Annotated in this window: 24 protein-coding genes; 16 read left to right on the forward strand and 8 right to left on the reverse strand. The window is 63.7% G+C overall.

Going from position 1 to position 25783, the window contains the following annotated elements:
• Positions 1-246: 246 nt before the first annotated feature.
• Entirely contained in the window at positions 247-543 is a 297-nt protein-coding gene (locus LJE69_RS09310) for a hypothetical protein (RefSeq protein ID WP_296924186.1), read from the reverse strand.
• Positions 544-851: 308 nt separating this feature from the next.
• Between LJE69_RS09310 and LJE69_RS09315 the strand changes: the two genes are divergently transcribed.
• The 8 genes from LJE69_RS09315 to LJE69_RS09350 all read left to right on the forward strand — a co-directional run bounded on the left by LJE69_RS09315 (position 852) and on the right by LJE69_RS09350 (position 10581).
• Entirely contained in the window at positions 852-1340 is a 489-nt protein-coding gene (locus LJE69_RS09315; RefSeq protein WP_296924188.1) for a hypothetical protein, read from the forward strand.
• A 1253-nt stretch (positions 1341-2593) separates the two neighbouring features.
• Positions 2594-3526 carry a hypothetical protein gene (locus LJE69_RS09320; RefSeq protein ID WP_296924190.1) on the forward strand — a complete coding sequence of 311 codons (933 nt, stop codon included), beginning with the start codon at positions 2594-2596 and terminating at the stop codon, positions 3524-3526.
• A gap of 297 nt (positions 3527-3823) precedes the next feature.
• On the forward strand, positions 3824-4831 hold the full coding sequence (locus LJE69_RS09325; RefSeq protein WP_296924192.1) for a glycosyltransferase family 2 protein: 1008 nt from the start codon (positions 3824-3826) through the stop codon (positions 4829-4831).
• A 94-nt stretch (positions 4832-4925) separates the two neighbouring features.
• Positions 4926-6017, forward strand: a complete 1092-nt coding sequence (locus LJE69_RS09330) for a DegT/DnrJ/EryC1/StrS aminotransferase family protein (RefSeq protein WP_296924194.1) — start codon at positions 4926-4928, stop codon at positions 6015-6017.
• Positions 6014-6964 (forward strand): NAD-dependent epimerase/dehydratase family protein, encoded by a 951-nt coding sequence (locus LJE69_RS09335; RefSeq protein ID WP_296924196.1) that lies wholly within the window; start codon positions 6014-6016, stop codon positions 6962-6964. The genes LJE69_RS09330 and LJE69_RS09335 overlap by 4 nt, the downstream gene beginning before the upstream one ends.
• 95 nt (positions 6965-7059) lie before the next feature.
• The gene (locus tag LJE69_RS09340) at positions 7060-8082 is read left to right on the forward strand and encodes a lysylphosphatidylglycerol synthase transmembrane domain-containing protein (protein WP_296924198.1); all 1023 of its coding nucleotides are present in this window, start codon (positions 7060-7062) and stop codon (positions 8080-8082) included.
• A gap of 19 nt (positions 8083-8101) precedes the next feature.
• Positions 8102-8836 (forward strand): polyprenol monophosphomannose synthase, encoded by a 735-nt coding sequence (locus LJE69_RS09345; protein WP_296924200.1) that lies wholly within the window; start codon positions 8102-8104, stop codon positions 8834-8836.
• A gap of 8 nt (positions 8837-8844) precedes the next feature.
• Entirely contained in the window at positions 8845-10581 is a 1737-nt protein-coding gene (locus LJE69_RS09350) for a hypothetical protein (RefSeq protein WP_296924202.1), read from the forward strand.
• A gap of 60 nt (positions 10582-10641) precedes the next feature.
• On the opposite strand, the gene hemP is transcribed toward LJE69_RS09350, so the two are convergent.
• Complete coding sequence (gene hemP, locus LJE69_RS09355; protein WP_296924203.1) at positions 10642-10812, reverse strand: hemin uptake protein HemP; 171 nt, start codon at positions 10810-10812, stop codon at positions 10642-10644.
• Between the two features lie 240 nt (positions 10813-11052).
• Here hemP and cobD point away from each other — a divergent pair, with 240 nt between their 5' ends.
• Complete coding sequence (cobD, locus tag LJE69_RS09360; protein ID WP_296924205.1) at positions 11053-12237, forward strand: threonine-phosphate decarboxylase CobD; 1185 nt, start codon at positions 11053-11055, stop codon at positions 12235-12237.
• 623 nt (positions 12238-12860) lie between these two features.
• On the opposite strand, the gene LJE69_RS09365 is transcribed toward cobD, so the two are convergent.
• Complete coding sequence (locus LJE69_RS09365; RefSeq protein ID WP_296924207.1) at positions 12861-13013, reverse strand: hypothetical protein; 153 nt, start codon at positions 13011-13013, stop codon at positions 12861-12863.
• 408 nt (positions 13014-13421) lie between these two features.
• On the opposite strand from LJE69_RS09365, the gene LJE69_RS09370 reads away from it, so the two are divergent.
• On the forward strand, positions 13422-13793 hold the full coding sequence (locus tag LJE69_RS09370) for a hypothetical protein (protein ID WP_296924210.1): 372 nt from the start codon (positions 13422-13424) through the stop codon (positions 13791-13793).
• 406 nt (positions 13794-14199) lie between these two features.
• On the opposite strand, the gene LJE69_RS09375 is transcribed toward LJE69_RS09370, so the two are convergent.
• Positions 14200-15102, reverse strand: coding sequence for a hypothetical protein (locus LJE69_RS09375; protein ID WP_296924212.1), 903 nt, complete (start codon positions 15100-15102; stop codon positions 14200-14202).
• Positions 15103-15228: 126 nt separating this feature from the next.
• Between LJE69_RS09375 and LJE69_RS09380 the strand changes: the two genes are divergently transcribed.
• From LJE69_RS09380 to LJE69_RS09400, 5 genes are all read left to right on the forward strand, one after another.
• Positions 15229-15567 carry a PqqD family peptide modification chaperone gene (locus LJE69_RS09380; protein ID WP_296924214.1) on the forward strand — a complete coding sequence of 113 codons (339 nt, stop codon included), beginning with the start codon at positions 15229-15231 and terminating at the stop codon, positions 15565-15567.
• Between the two features lie 83 nt (positions 15568-15650).
• Positions 15651-16934, forward strand: a complete 1284-nt coding sequence (locus LJE69_RS09385) for a nucleotidyltransferase family protein (RefSeq protein WP_296924216.1) — start codon at positions 15651-15653, stop codon at positions 16932-16934.
• Positions 16927-18735, forward strand: coding sequence for an ABC transporter ATP-binding protein (locus tag LJE69_RS09390; RefSeq protein ID WP_296924217.1), 1809 nt, complete (start codon positions 16927-16929; stop codon positions 18733-18735). The genes LJE69_RS09385 and LJE69_RS09390 overlap by 8 nt, the downstream gene beginning before the upstream one ends.
• The gene (locus LJE69_RS09395) at positions 18732-19259 is read left to right on the forward strand and encodes a lasso peptide biosynthesis B2 protein (RefSeq protein WP_296924219.1); all 528 of its coding nucleotides are present in this window, start codon (positions 18732-18734) and stop codon (positions 19257-19259) included. Before LJE69_RS09390 ends, LJE69_RS09395 begins: the two co-directional genes overlap by 4 nt.
• Before the next feature lie 25 nt (positions 19260-19284).
• Positions 19285-20406, forward strand: coding sequence for a hypothetical protein (locus tag LJE69_RS09400; protein WP_296924221.1), 1122 nt, complete (start codon positions 19285-19287; stop codon positions 20404-20406).
• A 224-nt stretch (positions 20407-20630) separates the two neighbouring features.
• Here LJE69_RS09400 and LJE69_RS09405 read toward each other — a convergent pair whose 3' ends face one another.
• From LJE69_RS09405 to LJE69_RS09415, 3 genes are all read right to left on the reverse strand, one after another.
• Positions 20631-20816: a hypothetical protein gene (locus tag LJE69_RS09405; RefSeq protein ID WP_296924224.1), complete on the reverse strand. Its 186-nt coding sequence runs from the start codon at positions 20814-20816 to the stop codon at positions 20631-20633.
• A gap of 250 nt (positions 20817-21066) precedes the next feature.
• Entirely contained in the window at positions 21067-22248 is a 1182-nt protein-coding gene (locus tag LJE69_RS09410; RefSeq protein WP_296924226.1) for a sugar-transfer associated ATP-grasp domain-containing protein, read from the reverse strand.
• 53 nt (positions 22249-22301) lie between these two features.
• On the reverse strand, positions 22302-24200 hold the full coding sequence (locus tag LJE69_RS09415) for an asparagine synthase-related protein (protein WP_296924228.1): 1899 nt from the start codon (positions 24198-24200) through the stop codon (positions 22302-22304).
• A 343-nt stretch (positions 24201-24543) separates the two neighbouring features.
• Between LJE69_RS09415 and LJE69_RS09420 the strand changes: the two genes are divergently transcribed.
• Positions 24544-25065 (forward strand): zinc ribbon domain-containing protein, encoded by a 522-nt coding sequence (locus LJE69_RS09420; RefSeq protein ID WP_296924230.1) that lies wholly within the window; start codon positions 24544-24546, stop codon positions 25063-25065.
• A 42-nt stretch (positions 25066-25107) separates the two neighbouring features.
• Here the strand turns inward: LJE69_RS09420 and LJE69_RS09425 are convergent, their stop codons facing one another.
• Positions 25108-25473, reverse strand: coding sequence for a DUF4124 domain-containing protein (locus tag LJE69_RS09425; RefSeq protein WP_296924232.1), 366 nt, complete (start codon positions 25471-25473; stop codon positions 25108-25110).
• Positions 25474-25783 lie beyond the last annotated feature (310 nt).

Here is a 25783-nt window from a genome sequence, read left to right on the forward strand (position 1 = left end):
CTGTAAAGATTCAGGGATACCAGTGCGATGCGCTACCCAAAAGCGAGCCGGCAGCCGGACAATTTACTACCTACAAAGGAAACTCCCTCGAGCCGACGGTTGATGCATACCCTTGCTATGTGATCCATTTGGACGTGAAAAGCTGCGAGGACTAGCCGCCGAAACCAGGACGGGGATTGGTTTTTGCCCACCCTCACCCTCACCCGCGGCCAGTGATCTATCTACGGCTTCCGCTGTGGCGTCGTTTTACAGCACGCCGCGGGGCCCTTCTCCGAGTGCGCCTACTAACTCGCCAAGGGATCGCGCATGCACGGCCTGCTCAAGAGCGTCGTGCACACCGACAGGTGCTTCTCGACCAGGCGCGGCCGCCGCGTCATTGTCACCGCCTTGGTTATCCGCGAGTGCTTCGAGCAGCCAGCCCGCGTCTGTACAGTGCTCTGAAGCTTTGACCAACTCGTGGAGCAGTTCTTGGAGCAGGTCTGCCGATATCGGTGAAAAGCTTACATTGACCGCTTTATCGCGACGGGCGAGTTCTTCCTGCATGCAGCCAGTCGGCTACGTTACGCCGTCCGACTGCTCTTGGTCATGAGGAGACGTTGACTGGCCGGGGTTTGGGCGGCAGCATTGAGCAGTTGGGGCCGTTCGCCGCCTTCGCTGAGAATCTCCGCCGATCTTGGCTGGGGACGACCAGTGTCCGCGATTTCCTTGCTAGACCCCGAGTTGTCGGCCATCCTGGCCAACATCGGTGTCGCCGTTGATGAAGTTCAAATGACGTTCCACTTGCTCGGCTAGGGAATATGGCTCTGTTCACCTCAACCCGCTTTAGGAGAAGACGCATGAGATCGGCATCGATGAAGAAGGCGACGCGTCCCGTCATCGCACTAATGACGATGTTCGGCATGGCTAGTCTGCACGCGGAACCTGTGTGCCTTAGCGCGTTTGATGGAGATGTTCTCTACGAGATCAATGTTGGCGAAAATATTGCGGACACCGACATCGGACCGTCAATCACCGGCCGCGTTTCGGGTAATTTGGCCCCCTGTGCGGGGCTTGGCGCATGGCCCTTTGAGGGTAGTTGGTTGCTCTTGGGAGACACCGTTGCGGTGGCCTTTCGTGCTATGACAGTGGATGCGCTCGGCTGTGGTGCTGTGGACACGATGATGGTGATGGATTCGGCAAGTTATGAAGGTACGTTGGAGCTGTATAACTCGCGCAGCGACTTTGCCAATACATCGACGGTGCAGAAGATCGACTGCCCCCTGGATATGGAGCTTGGGGGTTCCGGATCAGCCTCCGGAAACGGGGACCTTATAGACCTTTTCGGGAACCCTTTCCAGTAGGCGTGCTTTGGGCGGAGGTGTCTGGTCCCGGCTTTGCCGGGGCTGATCTCTCCGTTATGATCCAGTCGGGCGCGGCGAGCGCTCTTACGATGCCAGCCAAGTGGCTGTCGCTGTCGCTGTGGCCGTCCGGGGCGGCCGAGAACGAACACCGCGTGGTTTGGGCAAGAGGGGCCGGGTCCGTCGCGGGGGCGGGCGCCACCGGCCCGCTGCGCCAAACGCTGCGAGTGGTCCCGGCCACGTCTGCGGGCGGGCGGCATTACCTCACGTCTAGTCATCCAAGCTCCGCCAAGGCGGGTTACAGACCTCCGCGAAAGTCGGCCGGGCGTCAATCGCGAGCAAGTGTGTCGGCGCCGGGGCGGTGCTGCCATTGCGCAAGTCGAGCATCAACGCAACCGAGCGGTGGAAAGAGAGGCCGCGCTATCCCGTGAACGCCTTCGGATACAGGCGGACGCGGGCAGCGACACCTACGGCAGGACAAAGCCTGCCTTATGGCGGCATAAACAGATTCAAATCGCCGCGAGCTTCTTGGCTTCTGCAGCCATGATCGGCGTTGCTGCTTGCTTCTTCATGCCTGCGCGTCGAGTGCTGAGCCGATGTTGTTGCTAAGTCAGTTTAGTTAACGCTACGTCGACGGCATTAGGTCGGGCGCCGGCCGCGGGTGGCGCCCAGGCGCGCGATCACAATCTGAAGCGGTGCATTGGTCTGGATGCGCAACCGGATGTCCGCGCTACGGCATGACAGTCAGGTTGCGTGTACTTCGGGCGTCGGCGTGCGCGCCGGTACCGTGCGTTGGTTCGGTGCAAGGCCCAGCCGACTTTCACGAGACGTGTCGTGACGCGCGTGGATGAGGGTGTGCAGCGCCCACCGACGCGCGCGGCGGCCAAGAGACGCCCCGGCCCCGCTCGCCGTTCCGCTGCGCAGTACGCGCTCCCCTGCTGCCTCTCCTGGTGAAGCCACAGGGCGCATGTGGTCCACGAAACGCAAAGTTTTCGATGTACGCCACGAGCACACGACTGTAGTATGGCGCGCCATCGCCAGTTCCGCTGGCGGCAGTCGCACAGTGCGCCGCGCGCGCCAGGCTTACCGGCGCGCTTGCGTAAGGCCCTATGAGCGCCCCAGTGCGCCCCTGAGCCCCAGCCAGCGGTCCGTGCGCCGCATAACAGACGTCCGTCCACAGAAGGTGCCACCGGCTCTGTGAGGCGGCGACCCCACGCCCTTCGTGGGCGCGCAGCAAGACTGACGCACTGCCCAAGATGTCCCGACGAAGCCCCGCGCAGTACTTCATCGTGCCGCGACGCACGCCGGACTGGTCCAGCCTGTCCGAGCGCTTCCAGCGCGACGGGACCTGTGAGCCCAGCGCCTTCATTCCCGAGATCTTGCCTACGGGCTTTCCAGGTGACCTGCGTGCACGCGTTGATCTCTGGAACAACACCTTCAACTTGGATTTCTTCAGTTGCCGGGCGCGACTCGCGGAGATTGCGAAGGAGTCTTGGGCGGCGGTAGACGGCGCGACGCTGTTGCCGAGCAACGTTGCGCTACATCAGGAGGCCATCGCAGCGGTCGATGCACGCAAGCGATTTCTCTTCGTCGACGACGACGACTGGTTCGCGCCGGGCCTTCCCGCCCTGCTGGAACGGGAAATTACCGCTGGCGCCGCGATTGTGCGTTGGGCCGCCCCGAGTTTCAATGGCGAATGGACTGTCCGCATCCAGCCCGCAATAGGCGCCCGGCTGCTGGTCAAGCTATACCGCTACGCAAACTCCCGTCCCGTGCTAGAGGCGGTCTACCGACGATTGGTCGGATTGTTGCCGCAGGATCCGGCGTGCCCGCTCGTGCCCGCGGACCATGTGCTTTATACGAACAATTATGCGGTGACCGAGCGTTATCTCCGTTATTTCAATGATTTTGCTTGTGTCATGGATCACACCGACGCGACCAGACTCGCGATAATCAGCCGCTTGCGGGTCCAGAGCCGGCCACGGCTCTATCTAAGCGTAACCAATAAGCATCCTTGTTCCGCCGGGGTCATTGCACGCGTCGGCAAACTCGACGGCGGCGAAGCCCGCCTGCGGCAACGGGTTGCAGACTACGTGCGGCGGGGTCGCGATCGTCCCATCCCAGAGCGGCTGGCCTGGTCCAAGCGCTATGTTGAACAGACTCTGGATATCTTCGCGTCCATCCTGTAATGACAGAACGATAACACGATCAACAGCGATAGGTGATTGTGTTCGTCGTGCCGCCATTGGGACGAGCTGCATTGCATGGTCTTTGCTCGCGTAGCCGCAATGTCAAAGTCAGCGTCATGCTACCTGCGCTGCCGCGAGCGGGACCGCTTCGTTAGCGGGTTGCATTGAATGGAACTTCGGCGTCAGGGCATGGGGCATCGCCCACTGCGCATGTCAAGCCGGATTGCGGAGACCGTGCCCTTCGGGGAGTGTCGCACGCAGGTCTTATTTGGATTGCCGTCGTATTGAGGGTGCTGCATGTCGCAGAAGCCTCGATTTGCGGTGGCGATTCCAGCCTACAATCGTGCGGCTGTCATCGCAGAGACGCTCGATGCCGTTTTCGCGCAGGAATTGCCACCGATCGAGGTTGTGGTGGTTGATGACGGCTCCACGGATGGGCTGAGTGACGCGATTGCGCCCTTTAGGGACAAGATCATTTTCGAAAGGATCGAGAACCGAGGTGCTGAAGGGGCGCGTCGGCATGCCATCGAGTTGACATCCGCCCCTTGGCTTGCGCTATGTGACTCGGATGATTGCTGGCTGCCGAACCACTTGGCGAACTTTGCCCGGGCTGTTCGAACTTTTCCGGACGCGGACTTCCTGATTAGTAATTTTCGCACCTTCGGTGATTCACGCAGTTCGGTATCAGATCACTTCGCGCGCTGGCCGCGCGAATGGTATACGCGCTATGCGGAGGTGGCTAAGCCGCCATTCCTTCGTCTAGGTGCCGACGCACTGGCTGGCTTCATGCATTGCAACCTCTGTTTTCCATCCGCGAGTGCCTTTCGCCGTTCGTTCTACGATGCGATTGGCGGCATCAACCCCGCTCTGAGTCGGGCGCCAGCCGCTGATGCCAATCTGACCCGGCGTGCGCTCGGACGAGGCGCGGTGACCGTGCTTGACACAACAGTTACGGTGTTGGTACGCAAGGGTGAGGACAATCTGTCCGCGGATGTGGTGAAGAACCTTGTCGGCAAGAGCGCCATGTTGCGACGGGAGATTGATTTGGGGGAAACGCCCCCGCGATTTGTTGAAGCGGCGCTGCAGGTAATCGACGAGACAGAAGTAGATCTCCTGTGGACGCTGTTTTACGAACAGCGGGATGATGAAGCGCGCCGGCTAGCCCGTTCTCTGAATGGAAAAGCGCTGGATCAGAGAACTTGGCTGCTTTGTTGGTTGCTCAATCAGCCGCGTCCGCTGCGGATGTTGGCGCGAAGATTGAAGACCACGCTGTGGAAGCCGGGCTCGTGGCTAGGTCAACCCTGAGCAATGACAATCTCTGCGCTATGCAAACGCCGATTCTCGTGGTTGCTCAAATCGGCGCTGTCGCAAGGGTCGCATAACAGAGGTGGGGACTTCCGTGAGTAGACTGTCTTGGTGGGAGCCGAGCTTCGGCGAGAAAGAGGCGACCGCTGTCGCGGAAGTCGTTCGTTCCGGCTACGTCAATGAAGGGCCGCAAACGGCCCGCTTTACCACTCAGGTGAGTGAGTTCCTCGGCAGCCGCTTCGCAGTGGCGACGAACAGCGGGACGGTGGCGCTTTTCCTGGCATTGCGCGCATGCGGAGTGGGCCCCGGTGATGAAGTGCTGGTGCCGGATCTGACCTTCGTCGCGACGGCTAACGCGGTCGTTTTGGCCGGCGCGGAGCCGGTGTGTGTGGACGTCCGCGAGCAGGATCTCAACATCGACCCGGATCTTGTCGAACAGACGGTCGGTCCGGCCACCAAGGCGATCGTGCCGGTGCATGTCAATGGGCGTCCGGCCGATATGGTTGCGCTGCGGGCGATCGCCGCGCACTACGAACTTGGGCTGATCGAAGATGCCGCGCAGGCCCTTGGCTCGCGCGATGGCGGTGCGGCGTTGGGGTCGATAGGTGACGCGGCGGCGATTTCGCTGGCGCCGACGAAGATCATCACCTCCGGGCAGGGGGGGCTGGTGATAACCGACGACGAGGCGGTCTATGAGCGCGTGGTTCGGCTCAAAGACCATGGTAGGTTGAAGCGCTCATGGAACCACCACCCCGAGCACGGCTTCAACTTCAAGTACTCTGACGTCTGTGCCGCTATCGCGAGCGAGCAGATGCACCGACTGGACCACCGTCTGCGACGCGCGCAGCAGCAATTTCGGTTCTATGAGCAGGAACTCGCCGGGTTGCCGGGCATCCGCTTCATCGAAACCGATTTCGATGCCGGCCATGTGCCGCTGTGGGTCGATGCCGTGGTCGACGACGCCCCGGGGCTGATCGCTCACTTGGCCGAACGGGGCATCGATTGCCGCCCGTTTTGGCCAGCCATTCATACCCAGCCGGGATACCGCAGCGCCGGGCCCTGTTCGGTTGCTGCACGCATGGCGCAGCACGGCGTATGGTTTCCATCGGGCGCCGGTAAGGACGAGGAGGACCTGGCGCGGGTCTCTTCAGCCGTACGGCAGTTCCTGGAGCGGCGGGCGCGATGATCGACCTCTCCACGTCGAAGGTGCTCATCACCGGCGTCAATGACATGATCGGTCTGCACGTCCTGACCGCGCTGAAGCGGAGAGGCGCCAAGGTCTTGGGCATCGGCGAGTTGGGCAGCGATCTGGGCTCCTTGCGCTACCTGGACAACCAGATTGAGCACTTTCGCCCCGACGTGGTGTTCTTCATCCCGTCCGATCGCCACGGTATTGCCGTGCACCGGCGCTATCCAGGCACGGTCTATTACGACAGCATGATCGTTTGCTCCCACCTGCTGGAAGCCGCGCGCAAGGCTGGAGTGCGTAAGGTCGTCAATGTCATGTCCAACTGTGTCTATCCGTTCAATGCGCCGATCCCGCACCGGGAGGAGGACATCTGGACGGGATTGCCTGAGGAGAGTTTGATACCCCACGCCATGGCGCGGCGGTTGTCGCTGGTGCAGGCCGGTGCGTATGCTCAGCAATTCGGCATGCAGACAGCCTCACTGGTGTTGGCCAGCGTCTTTGGTCCGCACGACAATTTCGACCCCGCAACTGCGCAGGTCGCGGCTTCGATGATCAACCGCTTTGTCACCGCGGCACGCGAGGACCGCGAGCAGGTCGTTTGTTGGGGAAGTGGCCGGCCGACCCGCGAACTGATCTACGTGGATGATGCGGTGCATGGCATCTTGGCCGCCGCGATTTACTACGAATCCGCGGAGCCACTCAATATCGGCACCGGCGTTGAGGTGTCCATCAGAGAGCTAACGGAGGTGGTCGCGCGGCGAGCGGGATATGCCGGAAAGGTGACCTGGGATACGTCGAAGCCGGATGGGCGCGCGCGCGTCTGTCTGGACAATGCGCGGATGCGCGCGGAGTTGCCCTCATGGCAAATGCGCAGCCTGGACGAGGGCATGGCTCAAACGGTGCGTTGGTTTGTTGACAGCGATCATCGCACCGCAGGACATTGAGACCCCAGTGCGAGACCGGGCAGAGCCAGCGCTTCTGGCGGGTCTTGGCTAGCCGTATGCACCAGCAAGTAATGTCGGCAGGGTAGGCGGCCAGCATGAGCGTGGACTCGCGCAAGGCATTTCAGACCGGGCTTGGCTTGCTGGCCAGCGCCGTGTTCCTGTGGTTGGCTTTTCGTGGTGTTGATCCAGCCGGGCTGCTGGACGTTCTGACCCATGCCGACCTGAGCGCGGTCGTGTTGGCGGCCCTGTTCGAGATTCTGGCCCTTTGGTTTCGCGCCATGCAATGGGGAATTCTCCTCGGCAACCTCGGCACCATCTCGGTCGGTCCGCTGTTTCGCGCCACGCTCATCGGTTACATGATCAACTTCGTGATGCCGATCAGAGTGGGTGAAGTTGCGCGCGCGCAAGTATTGGGCAAAGAGACGGGCTTGAGCAGAATGAGCATATTCGGCACGGTGGTTGCCGAGCGGGTGCTGGATGCCCTGGCGATTCTGCTCATCGCACTGCTGTGGTTCATGCTGGGTGCGCTACCCGGTGATGGTGCGCAATTGTCCAGCACCGTCACCGCCGCGATGCTGGGACTGGCGTTGCTGGTGGTGATCGTGATGGGGGGCCTTTGGGTGCTGGTGCGGCACACGGATCGGCTAATGGCGGTGGTGTCCTCGGTCCTCGGGCTGGCCTCGAAGCGACTTGCAGGCGAGGTGCGCTGGCGCCTGGAGCTATTGGCAGTCGGATTTGCGCCGTTACGGGACCGCGGCGGCTACCTGCGCCTGGGCTTGCACTCGGTTGTCATTTGGGGTCTCTCCGTGGGTGCGGTCCGGGTGCTTGCTGCCGGGCTGGGCATGCCGCTGTCTCTGGAGCAGGCGTCTTTCGTGCTGGTTGCGCTGGCGTTGGGCGTCAGCGTGCCGTCGGGTCCCGGATTCGTCGGCACTTTTCACTTCGCGGTCGTGCTCGCGCTCGAGGCGTATGGAATCGATTCTTCCGGCGCGCTGGGCTACGCCATCCTCCTGCACGCCGTCAGCACGCTGCCGATCATTGCGCTGGGGCCGCTTGCGCTCTGGCAACAGCATCTCAGTGTCGGCGGCGTATTGCAGGAGCCGCCGTCGGACCGTCAATAGCAATCTCAGACCCAGCCCCTTGGCCAAGGTTGTCCACATGCAGGAACTCTCAGTCGTCATTCCCACCTTCAACGAGCGTGACAACATCCAAACTCTTGTACCCGCGGTGCTGGCGGTGTTCGCCGACCACGACATCGACGGCGAGATCGTCGTGGTGGATGACAACAGCAACGATGGCACCATCGCGGTTGTGCGCGCCTTGGAACGTGAGCACTCCGCGGTGCATTTGCTGCTCCGAGAAGGGCCAGCCAGCCTGTCGCGCGCGTGGCTCGAGGGGTTTGAGGCGGCGTCCAAGGCGAACATCGTCTGCATCGACGCCGACCTTTGCCACGACCCGAAGCTCTTCCCGCTGATGCTGGAAAGGCTGAACTCCTGCGATGTCGTGATCGGCTCGCGCTACCTCGCGGACGCCACCAGTGGAGAGGGCAAGTCGATCGCTGCAAAGCTGGCGAGCAAGCTGGGGCAATACGCCAATCGCATCTTCCTCGGCATGAGTGAGACGGACAGTTCGCACAGCTTCCGCATGTTCAGGAAGTCGGTTTTCGACGCGATCAAAGGGCAGATGCGCAGCGAAGGCAATGTGTTTCTGATCGAGTTCCTGCTCCGCGCCAAGCGCAATGGTGCCGGCGTCTCCGAGGTGCCCATCGTTTACGGCGAGCGCACCTACGGCGAGACCAAGCTGCGGGTTGGCAAAGAGTCGCTTCGGTATCTGCGCTTCCTGTTCAAGTCGGTTCTAATGGGCCAGCGGGCATGAAGGGGCCAATGGCATTTTTTTGGGTCAGGCTCGCGGCGGCGGCACGCTGGAGCCACGCTCCCCTGTTGGCCCTCGCGGTGATCGTGTTGGTTGCCTGCTTGCGTGTGGCCGCGACCTACCCGGTGTTCTCTCACACCTGGGACGAGCCGTTTCATATCGGCGCCGGCATGCAATGGCTGCACGACGGATGGGGGCACGATGGAAGATTCGTTCCCATCCACCCACCGCTCGCGGAAACGATGAACGCCGTCGGCGTCAACGCCTTGGGCATCGATAACATAGCGTACGACGGTAGCAAGTTCTTCGGGTACAAATCGGGTGTCCAGTTGCTGTTCGCCAAAGGCGACTACTGGCGGACGCTGGCGGCTGCGCGTGCCGGCACTTTGCCGTTCCTGCTGCTGGCCTTGCTTGTCACAGCAATCTGGGCTTGGCGCACTGCCGGCTGGCCGGCGGCACTGTTGGCGTCGCTGGCCTTGAGCCTGTTACCACCGGTTCTCGCGCATGCAGGTTTTGCGACCGTGGATATGGGGTGCGCGGCGACAGTCGGCGCGGCACTATTGGCCTTCGCGTATTTTCTGCGAGCACCGAGCGTCTTGCGCGCATTGCTGTTCGGAGCCTCGGCTGGTCTCGCACTTCTGACGAAGTCGTCGGCACTCCCCTTCATCGTTGCGGGTGGGGGCCTGATGCTGCTGTTGCACGGCATCCTGGCGTGGCGCAAACGGGGCGCTGCGGGCGGCCCCGTGCCTGCTGCGCGGTTTTGGTTGCGCTGGCTGGCCGTTGCGGGACTGAGCGGGTTATTGGTGGTCTGGGCCGGTTATGGGTTCGACACGGAGCGGTTCGGCCCGGACATGAGGCCGCATCAAGATATCGACGCAGTGCTGGGCTCATCCGGCATTCTGCATCATGCGGCCTATCAGTTGGTTGAAGCAGTGCCGGTGCCGATGCCAAACTTCTTTCGCGCCATGCAGGCGGCGTTCGGCAAGGGCAAGAAGGGGCATGAGTCATATTTTCTGGGTGCGGTGTCCTGGCATGGCTCCGCCCTTTATTTCCCGGTCATGTTGGCCGTCAAGTTGCCGCTGGCCTTTCTGCTGTTGCTGCTCATCGGCTCGGTGTATGTGGCGGCCGACTTGGTGAGCGACCGCACGGACGGCGGGTGCGAAGCGGCCCTTGCGTTGGCGGCGGCGCTTGGCATCCTGGCCGTCGGCATGGCCGCGGGTGTCACCAATGGCCTGCGGCAGCTGTTATCCATCATGCCGCTATTGGCCGTTGTTGCCGGATATGGTGCTGCGCGCCTGCTGCGAGTCCGAGGCGGATGGCGTCGGGCGGCGCGGACGGGCGTGGTCGCGCTGTTCGCTTGGTTGGGCGGGGTATCGGTCATGGCCCACCCGGACTACCTGGCCTGGTTCAATCCACTGGCCGGGGAGCATCCCGAGGAGATCGCGGTGGACAGTGATCTGGATTGGGGGCAGGACTTGGCCCGTCTGGGGCCGCTCCTGGAGTCGCTCGGGGTGGATCACGTCTGGATGCAGTACAACGGGAGCCTCGGTACGCCCTTGGAGCGTTTCGGTCTGCCGGCCTTTGATGTCTTGCCACCCAATCAGCGGGTCACGGGTTGGGTGGGCATCAGCGTGTTCAATCTCAAGCTGGGAACGCGCGAGCCACCCTATGATCAATATGCCTGGCTGCTGGATTACGAGCCGGTGGCTCGCGCAGGCTCCTCGATCTGGGTTTATCACGTGGATTGACCGGCGGTCATGCTGGTGATGGCTGGCGGTCTGCAAACTCGGTACTACAGGCGAATGCGGCTATTTCACCAGGATGAGCTTGTCGTTTCGGGTCAGCAGCAGCGTGTACTGCGCCTGCCCGTGCTCGATGACCACACGGCGCCGGCCGCGGAGCAATTGGCTGCTCTGCAGCCGCGGAGGCTCGGGATCGGAAACCGGATTATGGGAAGGGGATTTGTCTGAATAGTGCACGCGAGTTGCTCCATTCTCGATGATCGATGCCGGCGTGCCGCAATCGCATCATGCGGATGCGGCACGCATGGGCCGGTGAAGGGGCGGAAGTCACATCGCCACGTTCCCTCGCATCGCCTCCGCACGTGGCAGGAAGATAACGCCAATGCGAACGGTTCGCAATAGCCGCGAGCTCGACCCGCGGCGCGCGCAGGGACCCGCTGTGAGGCGGTACGTGCCGCCCGGGTGTCGGATGCGGCCATGGGCTGGGACCCCGTGCCTCGCGAGACCGGGCGCGGGCCAGTGAGTCGGAGCGTTTCGCGCATCCCGGTCGGTGCTCATGGCGGCAATCTGGCTGCACTCGCTGCGCGCGCGCGGCGGCCTGCGACCGAGATCATCGACTTCAGCGCCAACATCAATCCGCTCGGTATGCCGGCATCCGTACGGACCGCGCTGGGGGGCGCGCTGGCCGAGCTGGGGGACTATCCTGACCCTGACTGCACCGAGTTGCGCCAAGCCATTGGCGCTCACCTCGGCGTGCCGCCGGAGTTGGTGCTACCGGGTAACGGCGCGGAACAGCTGATTTGGTGGCTACCAAGGCTGGTGCGTGCGCGCCGCGTGGTGGTGACCGCGCCGTGCTACCTGGATTATCGCCGCGGCGGCGCTGTCTGGGGGCTCGACGTGCAGGAGGTGCCGCTCGATGCGCGCAGAGATTTCGCCCTTGATTCCGGCGCGCTCACCGCCGGCGTCAGTGACGGCGACCTCGTTTGGATCGGCCGGCCGAACAACCCGACTGGCCGACTCGTCGATGTCGCCGCCATCGCGGCGTTCGCCAAGGCGCGGCCCGGCGTCTGGTGGGCGGTGGATGAGGCGTTCATCGAATTCGTCGAGGGCGAGGTGTCCGTCGCGGGGCTGCCGCTCGAGAATGTCATCCTGGTTCGCTCCATGACCAAATTCTATGGGCTGGCCGGGTTGCGCCTCGGCTATGCGGTGCTGCGAGGCGATCTCGCCGTTGCCGGGCGCCGGCTGTTGCCGGACTGGTCGGTCAACACCCTGGCGCAGCGCGCGGGCGTCGCTGTACTGACAGACCCGGAGCTTAGCGCCTTCGCCGAGCGCACCCGCGGGTTGATTCGGTGCGAGCGCCAGGCACTCGCCGCAGCGTTGCGCGTGCTGGGGGCGAGCGTGGTGGACGGGGCGGCCAACTACCTGCTGCTGCGCCTGCCGGATACCGCACCGACGGGTGCCGCAGTGGCCGAGCGACTGCTCTGCCGGTTCGGCATTGCCGTGCGGACCTGTAACGACTATGTCGGGCTTGATGCGCGGTATTTGCGAGTCGCGGTGCGAGGCGCGGCGGACAACGCGCGATTGATTGCCGGGTTGGCCGATGTGCTGCACCGCCGTGGGGGGGAGACGGCGGCGGTAGCCCCTGAGCGTGCCGGCCGATGACCTTGCGCATACACATAAAGTATGCATTTTTTGGTCCTGTGTGTCACTTCTCAGCCTTACAGACCGGCGACCATCTGCCGTCCGCGATATAGCGGCTGGGACTCATGGCAATCTGAGCTAGGGAAGCGCCGATGTATCGGCGTTTCCCCTAGGTTATTTACCCCCTATGGGCTTCGCCCTGCTACCCTGCGGGCGATCCGCTGTTGTGCTCGTTGAGTGTTCGCCTTGCGGCCTTCTGCGCAGTCACACCTCCCGGTGCAACGAGCTTTGCTGAGGCGGCGTTACTGGCCGTCCATTGCATAATCCCTTTTGTCCACCGATGGCGCCCGCCTTGGCCATCTTGCACGATGGCGTAGACGGCGAAATGGCTAGCACCGAAACCGTCTTTCCTAAAGAGAAGAGGCGATTGCCACCGAGCGCGCCCGGATCAGTCGAGAACGACTTCTTAGAGCACAGGATGCTGACAGCGCGGGAAGGTCGCCTGGCGACCGATAGGCTCGTGCTCATCGGGCTGTTGGGGCCGTGAGCGCATTGGCACGACTAGGGCTTTACTCTTCGACATCGTGTTGGGCGTTGGTGCCTGCGCGAACCGGGATTGAGCCGGTTTGCGTGGCGCCAAAGCATCACTCGATCTGGAAAGACTGCTTGCCGCTCACCGCAGTTGCAGCCGGTAACGACCGGCGTTTCTGGATGAAGAAGAGGCGAATAATGATGAATGCGAGTGGGTTATGGCCGTTGGTCGTTGCCGCGACGGGAGCCGCTTTGAGCCTCGTCATGGCAATGATGTGGTCCCACGCGGCGCACGCACAGACGAGACACAGTAGTTTCCTGTTGGGCTATGGGATTCACGCCGGCTCGCTGGCGTTGCGCAAAAGGTGGAGCGGCGTCGGTACTATCGCGGGCCGAGTCGTTGCTGGCGAGGCCATCCACATCGGCACCTGCAGTCTGCTGACACACACCGGCAGCGCGCAAGCGGTCTGCCGAGAGCGATCTAGGCACCGCAAGGTCAGGGGGGTGAGCGGCTCTGGCACCTTTGCCAGTCGGGGGCAGCTCGTGACGGACGTCGCGGGAATGAACCAGACGCGACAAGACATGCGCGACAGCCCGTTCCGGAGCGCCTGATGTCACGGATAGCTTGGTGCGCTCTGCTGCTCATACTTCCCGCTTGTGCAAACATCGGAACAATGGGACAGACCGCTGATGTGGCGACCACGGCCGTGGGTTTGTCGCAGGGTTTGGCAGAAGCCAATCCTGCCGCTCTGCCGCTGATCCCGGCGAAGGTCGCAATGACGGGTATGGCGCGTAGGATGGACGATCCGGAGGAGTGCCGGGAGGCGACACAGGGGCTGTCCCTGGCCGGCTTTGGTGCCGCGGGTTGGAATCTGGCAATGCTGGCCGGTGTCTCGACGGGGGGGGCGGGGCTTCTGGCGCTCGGGACCATGGCATTGCTTTGGCGCCCGGCGTATTTCGGCGCAGTGAACAGTTGTCAACAAGGTCCTGAGCTGCCGCCCGGGGTCAAGGCGGCTGAAGCCAGCCCATTTCGGGAGGCGTCGTAATGGACTATGTGCTGATCTGTCTGATCTCTTACGGCTGCGGTGTTCTCATGGGCTACGTCGAGTGTAGGAATGACCGCAAGCGCGCTCGTGGCATCGCCCGGGATGGCGCGGACAGATTCTGGACTTGATGCCTTGGCCGGGCGAAAGAAGCGCCGAACTGGTCGGCGCTTCCAGCCCGGCGGGTTGCGCGGCCCCCTGTTGATCCCGGCAGTTCCCAGCCGGCGACGTCAAAAATATACGCCCGCGGTTCAAGGTGCCAGTGCCCTTGGCCGCCGCCGGTTGTTGCCCATATCCCGCTTGGAATCGGTGCCAAGCTCGTCACGCAACTGGAAGACGCGGTCTTCCGCTTCGGACCCGAGCTCTCCCCCGGAGGATCTGCGCTTGGCGCAGCGGAGACCGGGGTTTCTCAGGCTTGATCCATGTGCTCCAAGAGGTTGTCGAGGTCATTCTCCAGACGCTCCAATCCCCAAGGCCGGCGGAAGGAGAAGATGCGGACCCGTTTCGCGATCACGCTGCACGCTTGCAGGTGCTCCGCGGACAGTTCCAACTCGCGCAGCAACTCCCATCGGTAGGTCTGCGCACGGATGAGGTCGATCGCGGTGTAACCCCTTACCCGCTCGATCAACGGCTGTTCCGCCGAGGCGCGCTCCAGCAGATAGATACCGCGCAAGGGAAGTGGCCTGCCGTGAAAGCCTTCGGTCAAGCGGATATGGTACTTATCGGCGCGGCTGAAATCCCGGGTCAGTTCTTGGTGATCCATGCCGAAGTGCTCCAGGGCATCCCGCCAGAGCTTGATGCGCGGAAAACCAGGATGCAGCAGAACCTGTTGGGCTTCGGGCACCACCAACCCCACATCATCGGTCAGTACCGGCAGACCGCGCCGGTGCAGCGCGGCGGCGAGGGTGGACTTGCCGGCGCCCGATTCGCCGCAGAATGCGTACGCGCCGCTGCCAATTGCGACGGCGCTCACGTGGAGCGGCAGCAACCCCCGCTGGTGGACTGCGACGGCTAGTCCCAGGGCGAGAAGCCAGACGCGCACATCACCATGCCGCGCGTCGGGACAAGGATCGACGAGAATGCGGCTCCCCCGTAGGATGCGGTAATGGCCAACACCCTCGATTGAGAACTGAACGACCCCGGGCGTGATCTGCAGGTGGGGCTCGGAGAGGTTCGCGTTTTCGAGCTCGGGGGTGAGGGTTGCGAGTTCGATCTCAATGTCCGCGGGATCGGCGCCCGATATAGCGACCAGTTCGGGCAGTGCGAGCGCGGATGCGACGGTGAGACCAAACACCCTGTAGCGATAGGTCATCGGGGAATGCCTTAGGCCAGGCAGCAGGGACAACAGGGATCCTGCGTCGCCTATGCCATCATGTTACGGGCTATGCCGGCGCAATAGACAGCAATTTGCGAATGTGCTCAATCAGGGGATACAGGTATGAACACCAGCGGCTCCACCCCGATCGCGAATTTGACGCTCGAGACCGTGGTTCGGCAGCATCCGGATTTGGTCGCCGCCGACGCCGACGGTGAGGTGCTGATGATGCACGTTGATTCCGGCAACTATTTCGGCCTTAACGAAGTCGCCAGTTTCGTCTGGTACCAGCTTGAGTTGCCTCGGACAGTCGGTGATTTGTGCTCCCGCATCCGATTGGAATTCGATGTCGAGGAGGAGCGGTGCATCATGGATTTGTTGGCGCACCTGCGGGATAGCATCGCCGACGGGCTGGTCGAAGTCGTTTCTTCAGAGGATCAAAGCGCCGCGACGCAAGACTGACCCGTCATGGCGCTGGTGTCGAGCACTGACATTCCCGGCACCAGATGCTGAGAAGCCGACTCGTTTCCGTTCCGATCAGAGCAATGCTGCCAGCCGCACGAGCGACGCCCGATCAAGACGACCTCGTGTCGATTCTGCTCGGCTGCCTCCACACCGATGCCGGTCGGCCGGACGCTGTGGCCCTTGCTTGCCTGGGCGCAACAGATTGGGAGCGGCTCGGAGATCTGGCGGCGCAAGGCAAGGTCGAGTTCCAACTCTATGAGCGATTGATGCAGCCGAGGCTGAGGCCGTCGGTGGCGCCCCCGCTGTTGGACCGCTTGCGCGCGTCGGCACAGGCGCAGGCATTGAAGGAACTCGGTTTGCGAGCCACCCTCGTCGAGATACTGCGCGCGTGTGCAATAGCAAGCCTGCCCGTGATGACGCTGAAGGGCATGCATCTGGCCCATACCGTCTACAACAGCGCATCGGCGCGGGGCATGGCGGACATCGACCTGCTGTTCAGGCGGAGCGACATGGCGCGGGCGACCGCGGTGTTCAAGTCGCTCGGTTACCACGTCCCGCATGACGCCAGCAATCTGATCGATCTGGCGCCGGCGAACCATGAATATGCGTTGCTGCATCCCCGCTTTGGCGCCACTGTCGATGTGCACTGGGCTTTGACTGATCCGCGGATGGAGGCAGCCATCGACGAGGCCGCATTTTGGCACCGCGCCTGTGCGGTGACGATCGGTGCAGAGTCCGCATTGGGCCTGGCACGGGAGGACTTGATCGCGTACCTGTGCTTTCACGCCAGCCATCATCACTACTTCGGCACCGTCGGGCTGCGGCCTTTCGTTGACGTTGCTCGGCTCTGCGCAGGGCCATCTCCACCGGATTGGGCGATCCTTGCCGAACGGACACGGGCGTGGGGCTGGGGGCGCGGCGTCTATCTCACCCTGTCGATGGTGCGGCGATACCTTGGCGCCGCGATTCCTGAGCAGGCACTGGGCGGGATCGCCGATGCCCCAGCAGATCTGGAACAGATGCACGCCGCCGCTCTGGCATCCATTTTTCTCGATATGGCATCGCGCGACCGGGTCGGGCGCAATGTCCTGCGGGTGTGGACAAGTGGCTCCAATCGTGAACGGCTTGGTTTGTTGGCGCATCGCCTGTTTCCGCCCCGCATCGAACTGGTCGAGGAATTCGGCCTGACCGAAGCGCAGGCATTGCCGCCGGCATTCTGGCTGCACGTGCGCAGGATAGGGCGGTTATTTCGGCGCCACGGCCCCAAGGTGTGGAACATATGGCGGGGCGATTCGGCTCGTCTGGCCGAGCTCACGAGCCAACGTGTGCTTATCGAGTGGCTTGATTCCACCGACCATGGCTGAGCCGGCGCTGACGCGTGGCGATCGGCATTCGCTCGTCGCGTTGGCGGGAGCGCGCAGCCTATTCGTCGGTGTGCCTTCCCGGACGTGGTTGCTGTTCGGGCTCGTGACGGCGGCCGCGAGTATCACGGAGGGCGTTGGCCTGTTACTGCTCGTGCCGCTGCTGCAACTCGTGCAGGGTGTGGGAGGCGGCGCCGATGATGGCCACTTTGCGGTGTGGCTTAAGTCGGTGCTCGGCTCCCTCGGCCTGCCGCTGGGTATTGAAATCCTGTTGCTGCTGTTTCTGGTTCTGGTCATCGCGCGGGCGGCCGTGCAGTACACACAGGCGTTGCTTGCTGCGCGAATTCAGCATCAGCTGGTGGACGGATTGCGTGGACGTGTCTTCCAGGTGTTGCTCGGGGCGGAGTGGCGTTGGGTGGCGCGCCGCCGTCGTGCCGACATCATCAGCACATTGTTGAATGATATCGAGCGCATTGGCGTCGGGCTGCATTTCGGCTTTCAGGTCCTAGTGGCGTTGGTTACGATGCTGGTGTACCTGGTCGCGGCATTCACACTGGACGCCGGACTGACCCTGATCGCCGTCATCGGTGGCGGGGTGCTGCTGGTCGCCGTGCTTGGGCACCAGCGCACTGCAGTGCGTCTGGGGTGGCAGTTGAGCGATGCGCATCGGGACATGACCGGTGTGCTGGAGGGCAGCTTGAGCAACCTCAAGCTGGCAAAGATCCTCGGCACCGAGCGGCGGCAATTGGATGTCTTTGTGAGCGTGTTGATGCACCTGCGCGAGCAGGAATTGCGCTTCATCGCAAACACGAGTCGGACGCGCGCCTTGTTGCAGGTGATCGGCGCGGTGCTCGTGGCGGGATATCTCTACGTCGGCCTGGCGATGCTGCAGACACCCGTTGCGGAACTGATGGTCTTGGTCCTGATCGCCGCGCGGCTCATTCCGATCCTGTCCGGCGCATTGCAGCAGTCGGCGCATGTTCTGCACGCCTTGCCGGCGGCCACCGAGACCGCGCAATTGATGGCTGCTGCCGAGCGGCACGCCGAGCCAGCCTTGGTGGACCCGGCACCGGCACCGGCGCCGTCGCCACGACGGCACATCTGTCTCGACCGGGTCTCGGTGCGGTACGAGGGGCGGAGCCGGCCGGCCCTGGATGAGGTTTCCATTTGCTTTCCGGTGCGTACCACAACGGCGATCATCGGTACGTCGGGGGCTGGCAAGAGCACATTGGCCGATGTGCTCATGGGGTTGCTCAAGCCCGACGCTGGCGCGCTGCGGATCGATGGTGTTTCCCTGTCGGAGTCGCAGCGCTTGCGTTGGCGCTCCGCGGTCGCCTACGTGCCCCAGGAGACCTTCCTATTCAACGACAGCATCCGTGGCAATCTGCTTTGGGGGGACCCGAACGCGACCGACGGGGCGTTGATTGCGGCGTTGCGGGAGGCCGCGGCGGAATTCGTCCTGGAACTGCCCGATGGGCTCGATACGGTGGTGGGTGATGCCGGACTGCGCCTATCCGGTGGCGAGCGCCAGCGCATCGCGCTCGCCCGGGCGCTGCTCAAGCGCCCTGCGTTGATCCTGCTGGACGAGGCCACCAGTGCGCTCGATCTATCGACGGAGGCCCAGGTGCGCCGCGCACTCCGACAACTGCACGGCAGTACCACCGTGGTCATGATCGCGCACCGGATGGCGACACTGGCGCATGCCGACCAGGTCGTGGTCTTGGATGCGGGGCGGGTCGCCCGCGCCGGGACGTGGGAGGAAATGCGCACGGCGGCGGTCAGCATCGATCATGTCGTGGCATGACTTCGCCGGCAGGTCCAGCGGTGCTGCCGAATAAGTTGCGCAAATTGCGCCGGGAGCCCGGATTCGTTTGGCTCTGGTTGGGCCCGACCTGGGCCCTGTTAGGCTTGAGCCGCGGCCTGATTGCCCTGGTGCCTTTCCGGCGGCTTGCGCCGTTGCTCGGTACGAACGTCGGCGTGGAGCCTTGGGTGCCGCTGGTGAGTGCTGTCCAGGCCGTGCGTGCGCGGTTGATCGGTCGGTCCGTCCAGATTGCGGCCCGCTATACGCCCTGGGAGTCCAACTGCTTTCCGCAGGCGATTACTGCGCGGCTGCTGCTCGGACTCTATCGAATTCCTTTCGCTCTCTACCTCGGTCTGGCGAGAGATCGTGACAACAATGATCTCAGCGCACACGCCTGGGTGACTGCCGGTCCGATGCATGTCGCCGGCGGCGGCGCCGACTTTGAGCGCTTCACGGTGGTGGGGTGTTTCGTTGCACCGGTACTGGCCAAGCGCATGGGGTTGCCGGTGCCACGCATGCCCGGGTGATGAAGATTCTCGCGGAGGCGGTCACTTGACGGATTCCCATTTGGTCCGGTCCGGCTCACGGATCATCAGGCAACTCCTCATCGAGATCGCCCGCATTGTGCGCGGTGAAGGGGGCAGCGTGCATCCAGGCGTGCGGTTGGTCGAGACGGCCGGGAACTTCAGCGTTCATTGTGACCCCACGGCGGGTGCCGTCGGGCAGCCCCTATTCGCAATTCCTCGAGGCCTGCTGATTCCCCTGGAGGGTCTTGTCTGGAGCGAGCGCACGGATCGGATCGTGCTGACCGGAACACCGCAGGGGCTTTCGTCAACGCAGCAGCAGCTACTGGAAATGCATGTCGATCTCTACAACGCGGCGAACAAGCTGGACTGGTGGAGTTGCCGGCATCCGCGACGCGTAGTGATCGAGGACAGCAGGGTTCGGCAGGCACTCGCCGAGATTCGCCCGGATCTCGCTCAGCAGGAACCGGTAACCGCCGCGGCCGGATTCCTGCAAACCAGGGCGTTCTGGGTTCGGCACAAAGGCGACGCTTCCCGGGGAGTTCTGATGCCGTTGAGCGATTTGCTCAATCACCACCATTGCGGCAGCACGATCGACCTCGACGCGTCGACGCTGTGCGTGGCGGTCTCCCAGCCGGGGCTTGGCGCCGAATGCTTCGTTGATTACGGGGGCCGCCGCGATGTTCTGGGCCTGGCCCTGCATCATGGCTATGTCGACCGTACCACGCCATTTGCACGCAGCGCGGCTTTGCGTCTGCGAATGCCTGAGCTCGGTGAGATCGCAGTGTTGGCGCAGACACGCAAGCCGGCGCACCCGACAGACCCGCCCGAGGTGACCCTTGGGCAGCATCGCCTCGAGATCAGTCATCTCTATTGCGATCTGGAACACCCGGCGCGGGCCCGTGCCGCGTTGCGTTTGGCGCTGTTGCGCGCCGCGCGTGTTGCCGGCCTGGCTGGGGACAAAGCCGAACATGCCGTCAACCGGGCCATCGGTGAGATAGCGGTAGGCAACCTGGACCTACTGGCGAACCTGGCGCGCGCGTGTCTGAGCGCCAGCTCGACGAAGGCAGCGACGGACGTGTTGGCAGCAGCCGCCGCACGACAAGCGCAAATTATCCAATCCGTGCTGGTAAGAGATTCCACTCCATGATTACGAATTGGCGCAGGAGTGAATCTTTATGCCACGTTAGCGAAAGCATTACAGCGCCGGGCGGGTGCGCCGTCGCAAGCGATGCATCTGCGAATGCCAAGAAGGCACGATGTGCTCGACGATTCGCTACGTGGCGGATGTGACAGAAGGTTCACTGCCTGCTAGCGCACTGAACCCATCACCTCATCACCTGCGACCGCCGAACACTGATCTGTAGCCTCGGCTTATGAACGCACCAAAGACATACCCACGCCCGCTTCAAAGCCAGCATTGTTCTTGCCGGCCTGTGTCGAAGCGGCGACCGCGATGCGCTGATGCTTCGGCGTGCGGTACTGGCGCTTGCAAATTCGGGCGGCCCCCGTCGCCTGCGTCACCGCGTTCTGGTCGTGTTGCGTGGAGATCTTTCCCATTTCCGAATCCCAGGCAGGTGGTTGACAAACCCATTTTCGAAAGAGAGTTTATCCGAGAGCACAACAGAGCTCTAACAGTATTCCTCTGATTAGGTGATCGGTAGATCCTTTATGGTCGCGCAATGGCAGGCTTTAGGGGAGCGTTGCTCAGCCGTGTGAAATTACGCGAGACCAGGCGACCGGGAGGCCGCGGGGCGTATTCCAGAGCTGTTCGGCGCGACCCACGCGTGGCGCCGGAGCACTGGCGACATCAGGCGGCGGCCAGGAAGGCGCCATGAATGATCTGGGGTATCGTTGTCCCCCAGCCGCTATTGCCCTCCAACAGGAAGGGGCCGGTCGGGGTCAGAATCCAGTCCCAGGCGATGGCCCAGAGATCCGGGAAGCGCGCATGTGCCCGATGACTGGCGGCGACCAGCGCCGACCAGTCCGGGAGCGAAAAGTCATCAGGCACCCGCAACCTGATCTTTGCGCTGCTCTGGCGGTCGCGGGAGAACAAATACGCATCCCTTGGCCACTCCAGCACTCTGCCGACACGCGGGTCGATGGGCAGGATGCAGTAGCGCGTGCGGTCGCTCCCCGGGGCCACGCCACTTGGGATTTCAAGCAAGGCACAGAGGCATGTGGCCTCGGTCCCTCGCCACTGACTGATGTAACGGACGCCGATCGCCGCATCGTCGTCAGTCAATGGCTGAAGGGCGCGATGATTGGTCAGACAGGGCTGTATCAGGGTGTCGCCCAAGGCGTGCAGGTGCTGCCAGGCGTCGTTCACCGCGTCGGTGTCCGGCAGCATGCGGCCGTCGAGACAGCGTCCCGCGAGCCCCGCCGGAGTCCGCCAGGCGCTGAAGGCACCAATCCCCGCATGGCCCGACCGCGACTTGCAAAACACCCGACCTGGACCTTGCAGCCGCTCCAGCAGGCTGTCTAGGGGCTCGGTTTTCGGCACGCATTGAAGCGTTTCGACCACCGGCACCTGTAATCCCGCGAGCTCGGCTGCCAGTGCGAGCTTGTCTTGCAACAGGGCGAGGGACGCGGCGCTCGGCCCAGGTGGCGCGCTTCGCCAATGATGGTAGGCGGGTAACTCGTGCTCGTAGACGTAGTCGAGTGCGCGCTCCGGGTGCCGGACCAGGCCGAAGCGATAGCAGTCGATCGGTGGAATGCACGACCCGAGCGCCAAGCGCAGCACACGTAGCAGTTGGCGCGACTGACCGATCCCCCAAAAGCCGGCGGCGTCGGGGCCGAGTCGAGCCACCGTGCGGACGGCGTCTGTCCAGGCGAGGCAGAAGATCCATCGCAGCCAGAGCCATCCCTGCACGACCAGCCAGGCCGAGCGCGGCCAGCGGGCGCCATTGTGCCACCATAGCGCGCGATGCCGGCGGACAGGTGCCGGCGGCTGCCACAAGAGATAGCGCCAGCCGAGGAGTCCGTGTGGCAACCGCCGCCACCAAAGCTCCCGCTGTGCGATCCGTCCCAATCGCCCGAGGCGATCTAGTGGGCCTCGCCCTTCAGCCATGCATCCAGCCAACGTATTGCACGCACGTTATTGTCGAACATGTATCCGAAGTATTCGGCACCGTCGCCCTGGACAGCGGCCTTGATTTGCCGCCGCAGCTTGGCGCGGTCGATGATGCCGGCGAGTGTCGGATGCAGGTCCGCCTCCAACTCGCGCAACCGCTCGGCCGCCGCCGCCATTCTCGGCAGCCTGAGCTGATCGTGGCGCGCGTCCTGACCCATGTCCTTGGTCGGCTTCCACGCGACCATTGGTGGTACGACGCCATCGATTGCACGTCGGTGCAAATAGCGTCCGATACCCTCGGGGCCAAACTTCTCCAGGCTGGGGGTGGACAGGTACTGCTGCACCAGTCTGGCGTCACAGAGCGGCCAGCGATATTCAACGCCGAAGCTGCGCGCTAGTAGGGAGCAGGCCTCGAATCGGCACGCCATGTAGGACATACGCAGCAGCCCATCCAGAATGAAGGCGTTGATGCGCCGGTAGGGGGCGTCGTACCGCGCGAACTCGATATAGGCGCGATGCAGGTCGAGGTGCGCAATCACCTCAGGACGCAGCAATTGGTATGGCCATCGCGCCTCCCAGGCGTCCAGAACGAAGCGATTGTAGGCGGGGGAGCGCCGACCGATAGTGCTTGCCTTGACCAGGCGCAGCGCCCGGCGTAGCGGGTTGCCGGGCAGGATGTCCCAGAGGCTCGCGTAGTCGCGGCTGTCGAGTAGCTCGTAGCGGAGCAGGTTGCCCGGATTCGTGACGACCTCGTCGCCGCCGAACCCTGAGAACAGCGTCCGAATTCCGCGCTTCGCACATTCGGCATAGAACAGCAGGTGATCCGTGGCGATGCCGCCCTCTTCTGGATAGCCGATGCTCCGGAGTGCGCGGTCGATGCGCTCACTCGTATGCTCGGAGGCGCCGTGGGCCGTGATGACGTAATTGTGCGTTACGCCTTTGGCCCGGCTCGTCTCCAGGATAAACCCGGGCTCCTGCTCGCAGGTCGCGAAGCCGAAGCTGTGCAGACGGTCTCCCGGCTCACCGAGAAAATGGGCCAGAAAGGCGGTTACCGTGGCGGAGTCGATGCCGCCACTGTTCTCTGCGCCCAGCGGGAAATCGCTCGGCATGCGGCAGCGAATCGCTTCTTCGAGTACCGACCGGTAGGCCGCGACCCAGCGCGGATCTCTGCGGCGCGCGGCGGGCGCATCGTCGCGCCACGCATGATACGCCCGCAGGCGCTGGTGGCCGGCGGCGTCCAGGATCAGACAGTGGCCCGGCAACAGCTTGAGAATTTCTCGATATGCGGTCTGCCGGTCGCTATAAGACAGCTGCAACAAGTACCGCGCCATCCAATCCGTGTCGGGCGTGAGGTCGAGGTCGCCGAGGAAACGCAACGCGGCGACGCTGGTGGCGAACGTGAAGCCGCCCGCATGCTGCACGTAATAGAGCGGCTTGACCCCGAGTGGGTCCCGGGCGAGGAACACACTGCGCCGCAGCGGGTTCAGGACGGCCAACGCGAAGTCGCCAAGCAAGTGCTCGGGCAGTGCCTCGCCCCAGCGCCGCCAGGCTGCCAGCACGAGGTCTGCGTCGGTGGGCGGGTGGGGTGCCGCCGTCGCGTCCCGGCCGAGGCGGGCGATCAGGTCGTCCCGGTTGTCCAGTCTGCCCCAGAACGTGAGGACAACGCCGGTGGCCGGGCAGCGCCGCGGCAGCTCGGTGTCACGATTCGCAGCATGGTTGAACACGCGCTGCTCGTAGAGCCAGGCGCCCGTGCCGGCAAACAGGCCGTCCAGATCGGAGCGGCAGTCGGCGGCAAGCGCCGCGTTGAGGCGCTCCCGATCGGGCCCCGCGGGAGCGTTGTCGTGGCGCTGGAGGACGCGACCAATGAACATCGGCAGGGGAGCAGAAACGGGCTAGGGGCGGCCGCATGCGGCGTCGGACGGCGAAGCTATCCACGCCCGCGCCGCTTGTTTGGCGCGATATGCGGCGCATGCGGGATGCAAAACACAACGTCAATTCTCCAACTCCATTAGCCGCGCGCGCATCGCCGCGCATCCGGTCAATCGTGCCGACGAACTGCTGCCTAATGAGGCACCGCCCATTCGCCCTACCTCGTCACGCAACGGCAGCGCGTGTGCATCCGCACTTGCGAGCGGTGCCTCGTGCGGCTTAAATCCCCAGTGTGCCGTCCGACGCGCACGGCGTCCGTCGCCAACCCCGTGGAGTTTCCTGGCCATGCCGGTGTACGAGTTCTATTGCCCCGATTGTCACGCCATCTACAACTTTTTCTCCCGTCGACCGGATACCGAGACGCGCCCCGGCTGCCCGAGCTGCGGGCGGCCGGACCTGGAGCGCCAGGTATCCATGTTCGCCATCTCGAGAGGGCGGGGTGAGCGCGAGGACGACGCCGACGCGGCGCTGCCGGAGGGTGTCGACGAGGCCGCCATGATGAAGGCCATGGCCGCCATGGCGGACGAGTTGGAGCACGTGGACGACGACGACCCGAAGCAGGCCGCACGGGTGATGCGGCGGCTGTTCGACAGCGCCGGCCTCAAGTTGGGCGACGCCATGGCGGACATGATGGCGCGCATGGAGGCTGGCGAGGACCCGGACCAGCTCGAGGCCGAGTATGCGGACGTGCTGGATGCGGAGGACCCGCTGGCCGGACTTGGCGGGGGCGGGGGCGGCGGTCTCCGCGGCCTGCGGCGGAAGCTGCTGCCGCCGCGCCGCGACGACAAGTGGTACCCGTTGACCTGAAGGCGCGTCGCGTCGGCGCTGCGGTGGATGGGCCAAGGGGGCTCAGCGGCAGTAGTGGTTCAGATAGGCCTCGTACTCACGACGGCGGCGTTTGAGCCGCTCGCCGCGGGCTGGCTTGTAACCCGCGCGGAGCTCGTTGTCGACGCGCTGGAGCTGCTGGCGCTTCTGCCAGCAGCGGTCCGCGTTGCGGTCGGCGTGGTCGGTGGCGGAGCGCGACCTGGGCTTGCGCTTGGTCTTCTCGGCCGCCCGCGGTGCAGGCGCGGGCGGCACCCAGCCGGTGGTGTTGTCCCGGATTTCGATTTCCCGCTCTCGGTCTTGCCCAGCGCAGGGGTGCTGGCGGAACTCGATGCCGCCGTCCGGGGCGGTGCAGCGGTACACGGTGGCTTGTGCCAGGACGGTCTGAGGCACGGTCGGAAGGGCGCTCAGAAGTGCAGTCAGGCCTGTCGCGATCAACAGTGCGCCGCGGCGCGGCGTGGTCGGATTTGCGAGCCCCATGTAGCGGGATGTATGCATCTTGCCTGGCCTCGTGACGCGGCGCGAGGATGCCCTCCAAACGTGCGTGTGCGCACGCAGAGTGTACTCGCAGAGGCGTGTCTGTAAACAGTGCGTAACATCGCCGGCAGCCCAAATTCGGCATCATCGGGACGCGTGCCGCGGAGTCGTTCGTTGCCGCGTTCCGGTCAGGATGCGAGGTTCAGTTTTCAACTTGGAGTTCAAG

Origin of the sequence: Thiohalocapsa sp. (assembly GCF_022340605.1) — a bacterium.
GTDB lineage: Bacteria > Pseudomonadota > Gammaproteobacteria > Chromatiales > Chromatiaceae > Thiohalocapsa.

Bases quoted from the DNA above. Each gene is read 5' to 3' on its own strand.
- LJE69_RS09325 (WP_296924192.1), top strand. From the start codon at position 3,824: ATGTCGCAGAAGCCTCGATTTGCGGTGGCGATTCCAGCCTACAATCGT.
- LJE69_RS09380 (WP_296924214.1), top strand. From the start codon at position 15,229: ATGAACACCAGCGGCTCCACCCCGATCGCGAATTTGACGCTCGAGACC.
- LJE69_RS09320 (WP_296924190.1), top strand. From the start codon at position 2,594: ATGTCCCGACGAAGCCCCGCGCAGTACTTCATCGTGCCGCGACGCACG.
- LJE69_RS09340 (WP_296924198.1), top strand. From the start codon at position 7,060: ATGAGCGTGGACTCGCGCAAGGCATTTCAGACCGGGCTTGGCTTGCTG.
- LJE69_RS09315 (WP_296924188.1), top strand. From the start codon at position 852: ATGAAGAAGGCGACGCGTCCCGTCATCGCACTAATGACGATGTTCGGC.
- LJE69_RS09350 (WP_296924202.1), top strand. From the start codon at position 8,845: ATGGCATTTTTTTGGGTCAGGCTCGCGGCGGCGGCACGCTGGAGCCAC.
- LJE69_RS09390 (WP_296924217.1), top strand. From the start codon at position 16,927: ATGGCTGAGCCGGCGCTGACGCGTGGCGATCGGCATTCGCTCGTCGCG.
- LJE69_RS09385 (WP_296924216.1), top strand. From the start codon at position 15,651: ATGCTGCCAGCCGCACGAGCGACGCCCGATCAAGACGACCTCGTGTCG.
- LJE69_RS09365 (WP_296924207.1), bottom strand. From the start codon at position 13,013: ATGACGAGGCTCAAAGCGGCTCCCGTCGCGGCAACGACCAACGGCCAT.
- LJE69_RS09420 (WP_296924230.1), top strand. From the start codon at position 24,544: ATGCCGGTGTACGAGTTCTATTGCCCCGATTGTCACGCCATCTACAAC.
- LJE69_RS09335 (WP_296924196.1), top strand. From the start codon at position 6,014: ATGATCGACCTCTCCACGTCGAAGGTGCTCATCACCGGCGTCAATGAC.
- cobD (WP_296924205.1), top strand. From the start codon at position 11,053: ATGGGCTGGGACCCCGTGCCTCGCGAGACCGGGCGCGGGCCAGTGAGT.
- LJE69_RS09395 (WP_296924219.1), top strand. From the start codon at position 18,732: ATGACTTCGCCGGCAGGTCCAGCGGTGCTGCCGAATAAGTTGCGCAAA.
- LJE69_RS09310 (WP_296924186.1), bottom strand. From the start codon at position 543: ATGCAGGAAGAACTCGCCCGTCGCGATAAAGCGGTCAATGTAAGCTTT.
- LJE69_RS09375 (WP_296924212.1), bottom strand. From the start codon at position 15,102: ATGACCTATCGCTACAGGGTGTTTGGTCTCACCGTCGCATCCGCGCTC.
- LJE69_RS09370 (WP_296924210.1), top strand. From the start codon at position 13,422: ATGGGACAGACCGCTGATGTGGCGACCACGGCCGTGGGTTTGTCGCAG.
- LJE69_RS09405 (WP_296924224.1), bottom strand. From the start codon at position 20,816: ATGGGAAAGATCTCCACGCAACACGACCAGAACGCGGTGACGCAGGCG.
- LJE69_RS09415 (WP_296924228.1), bottom strand. From the start codon at position 24,200: ATGTTCATTGGTCGCGTCCTCCAGCGCCACGACAACGCTCCCGCGGGG.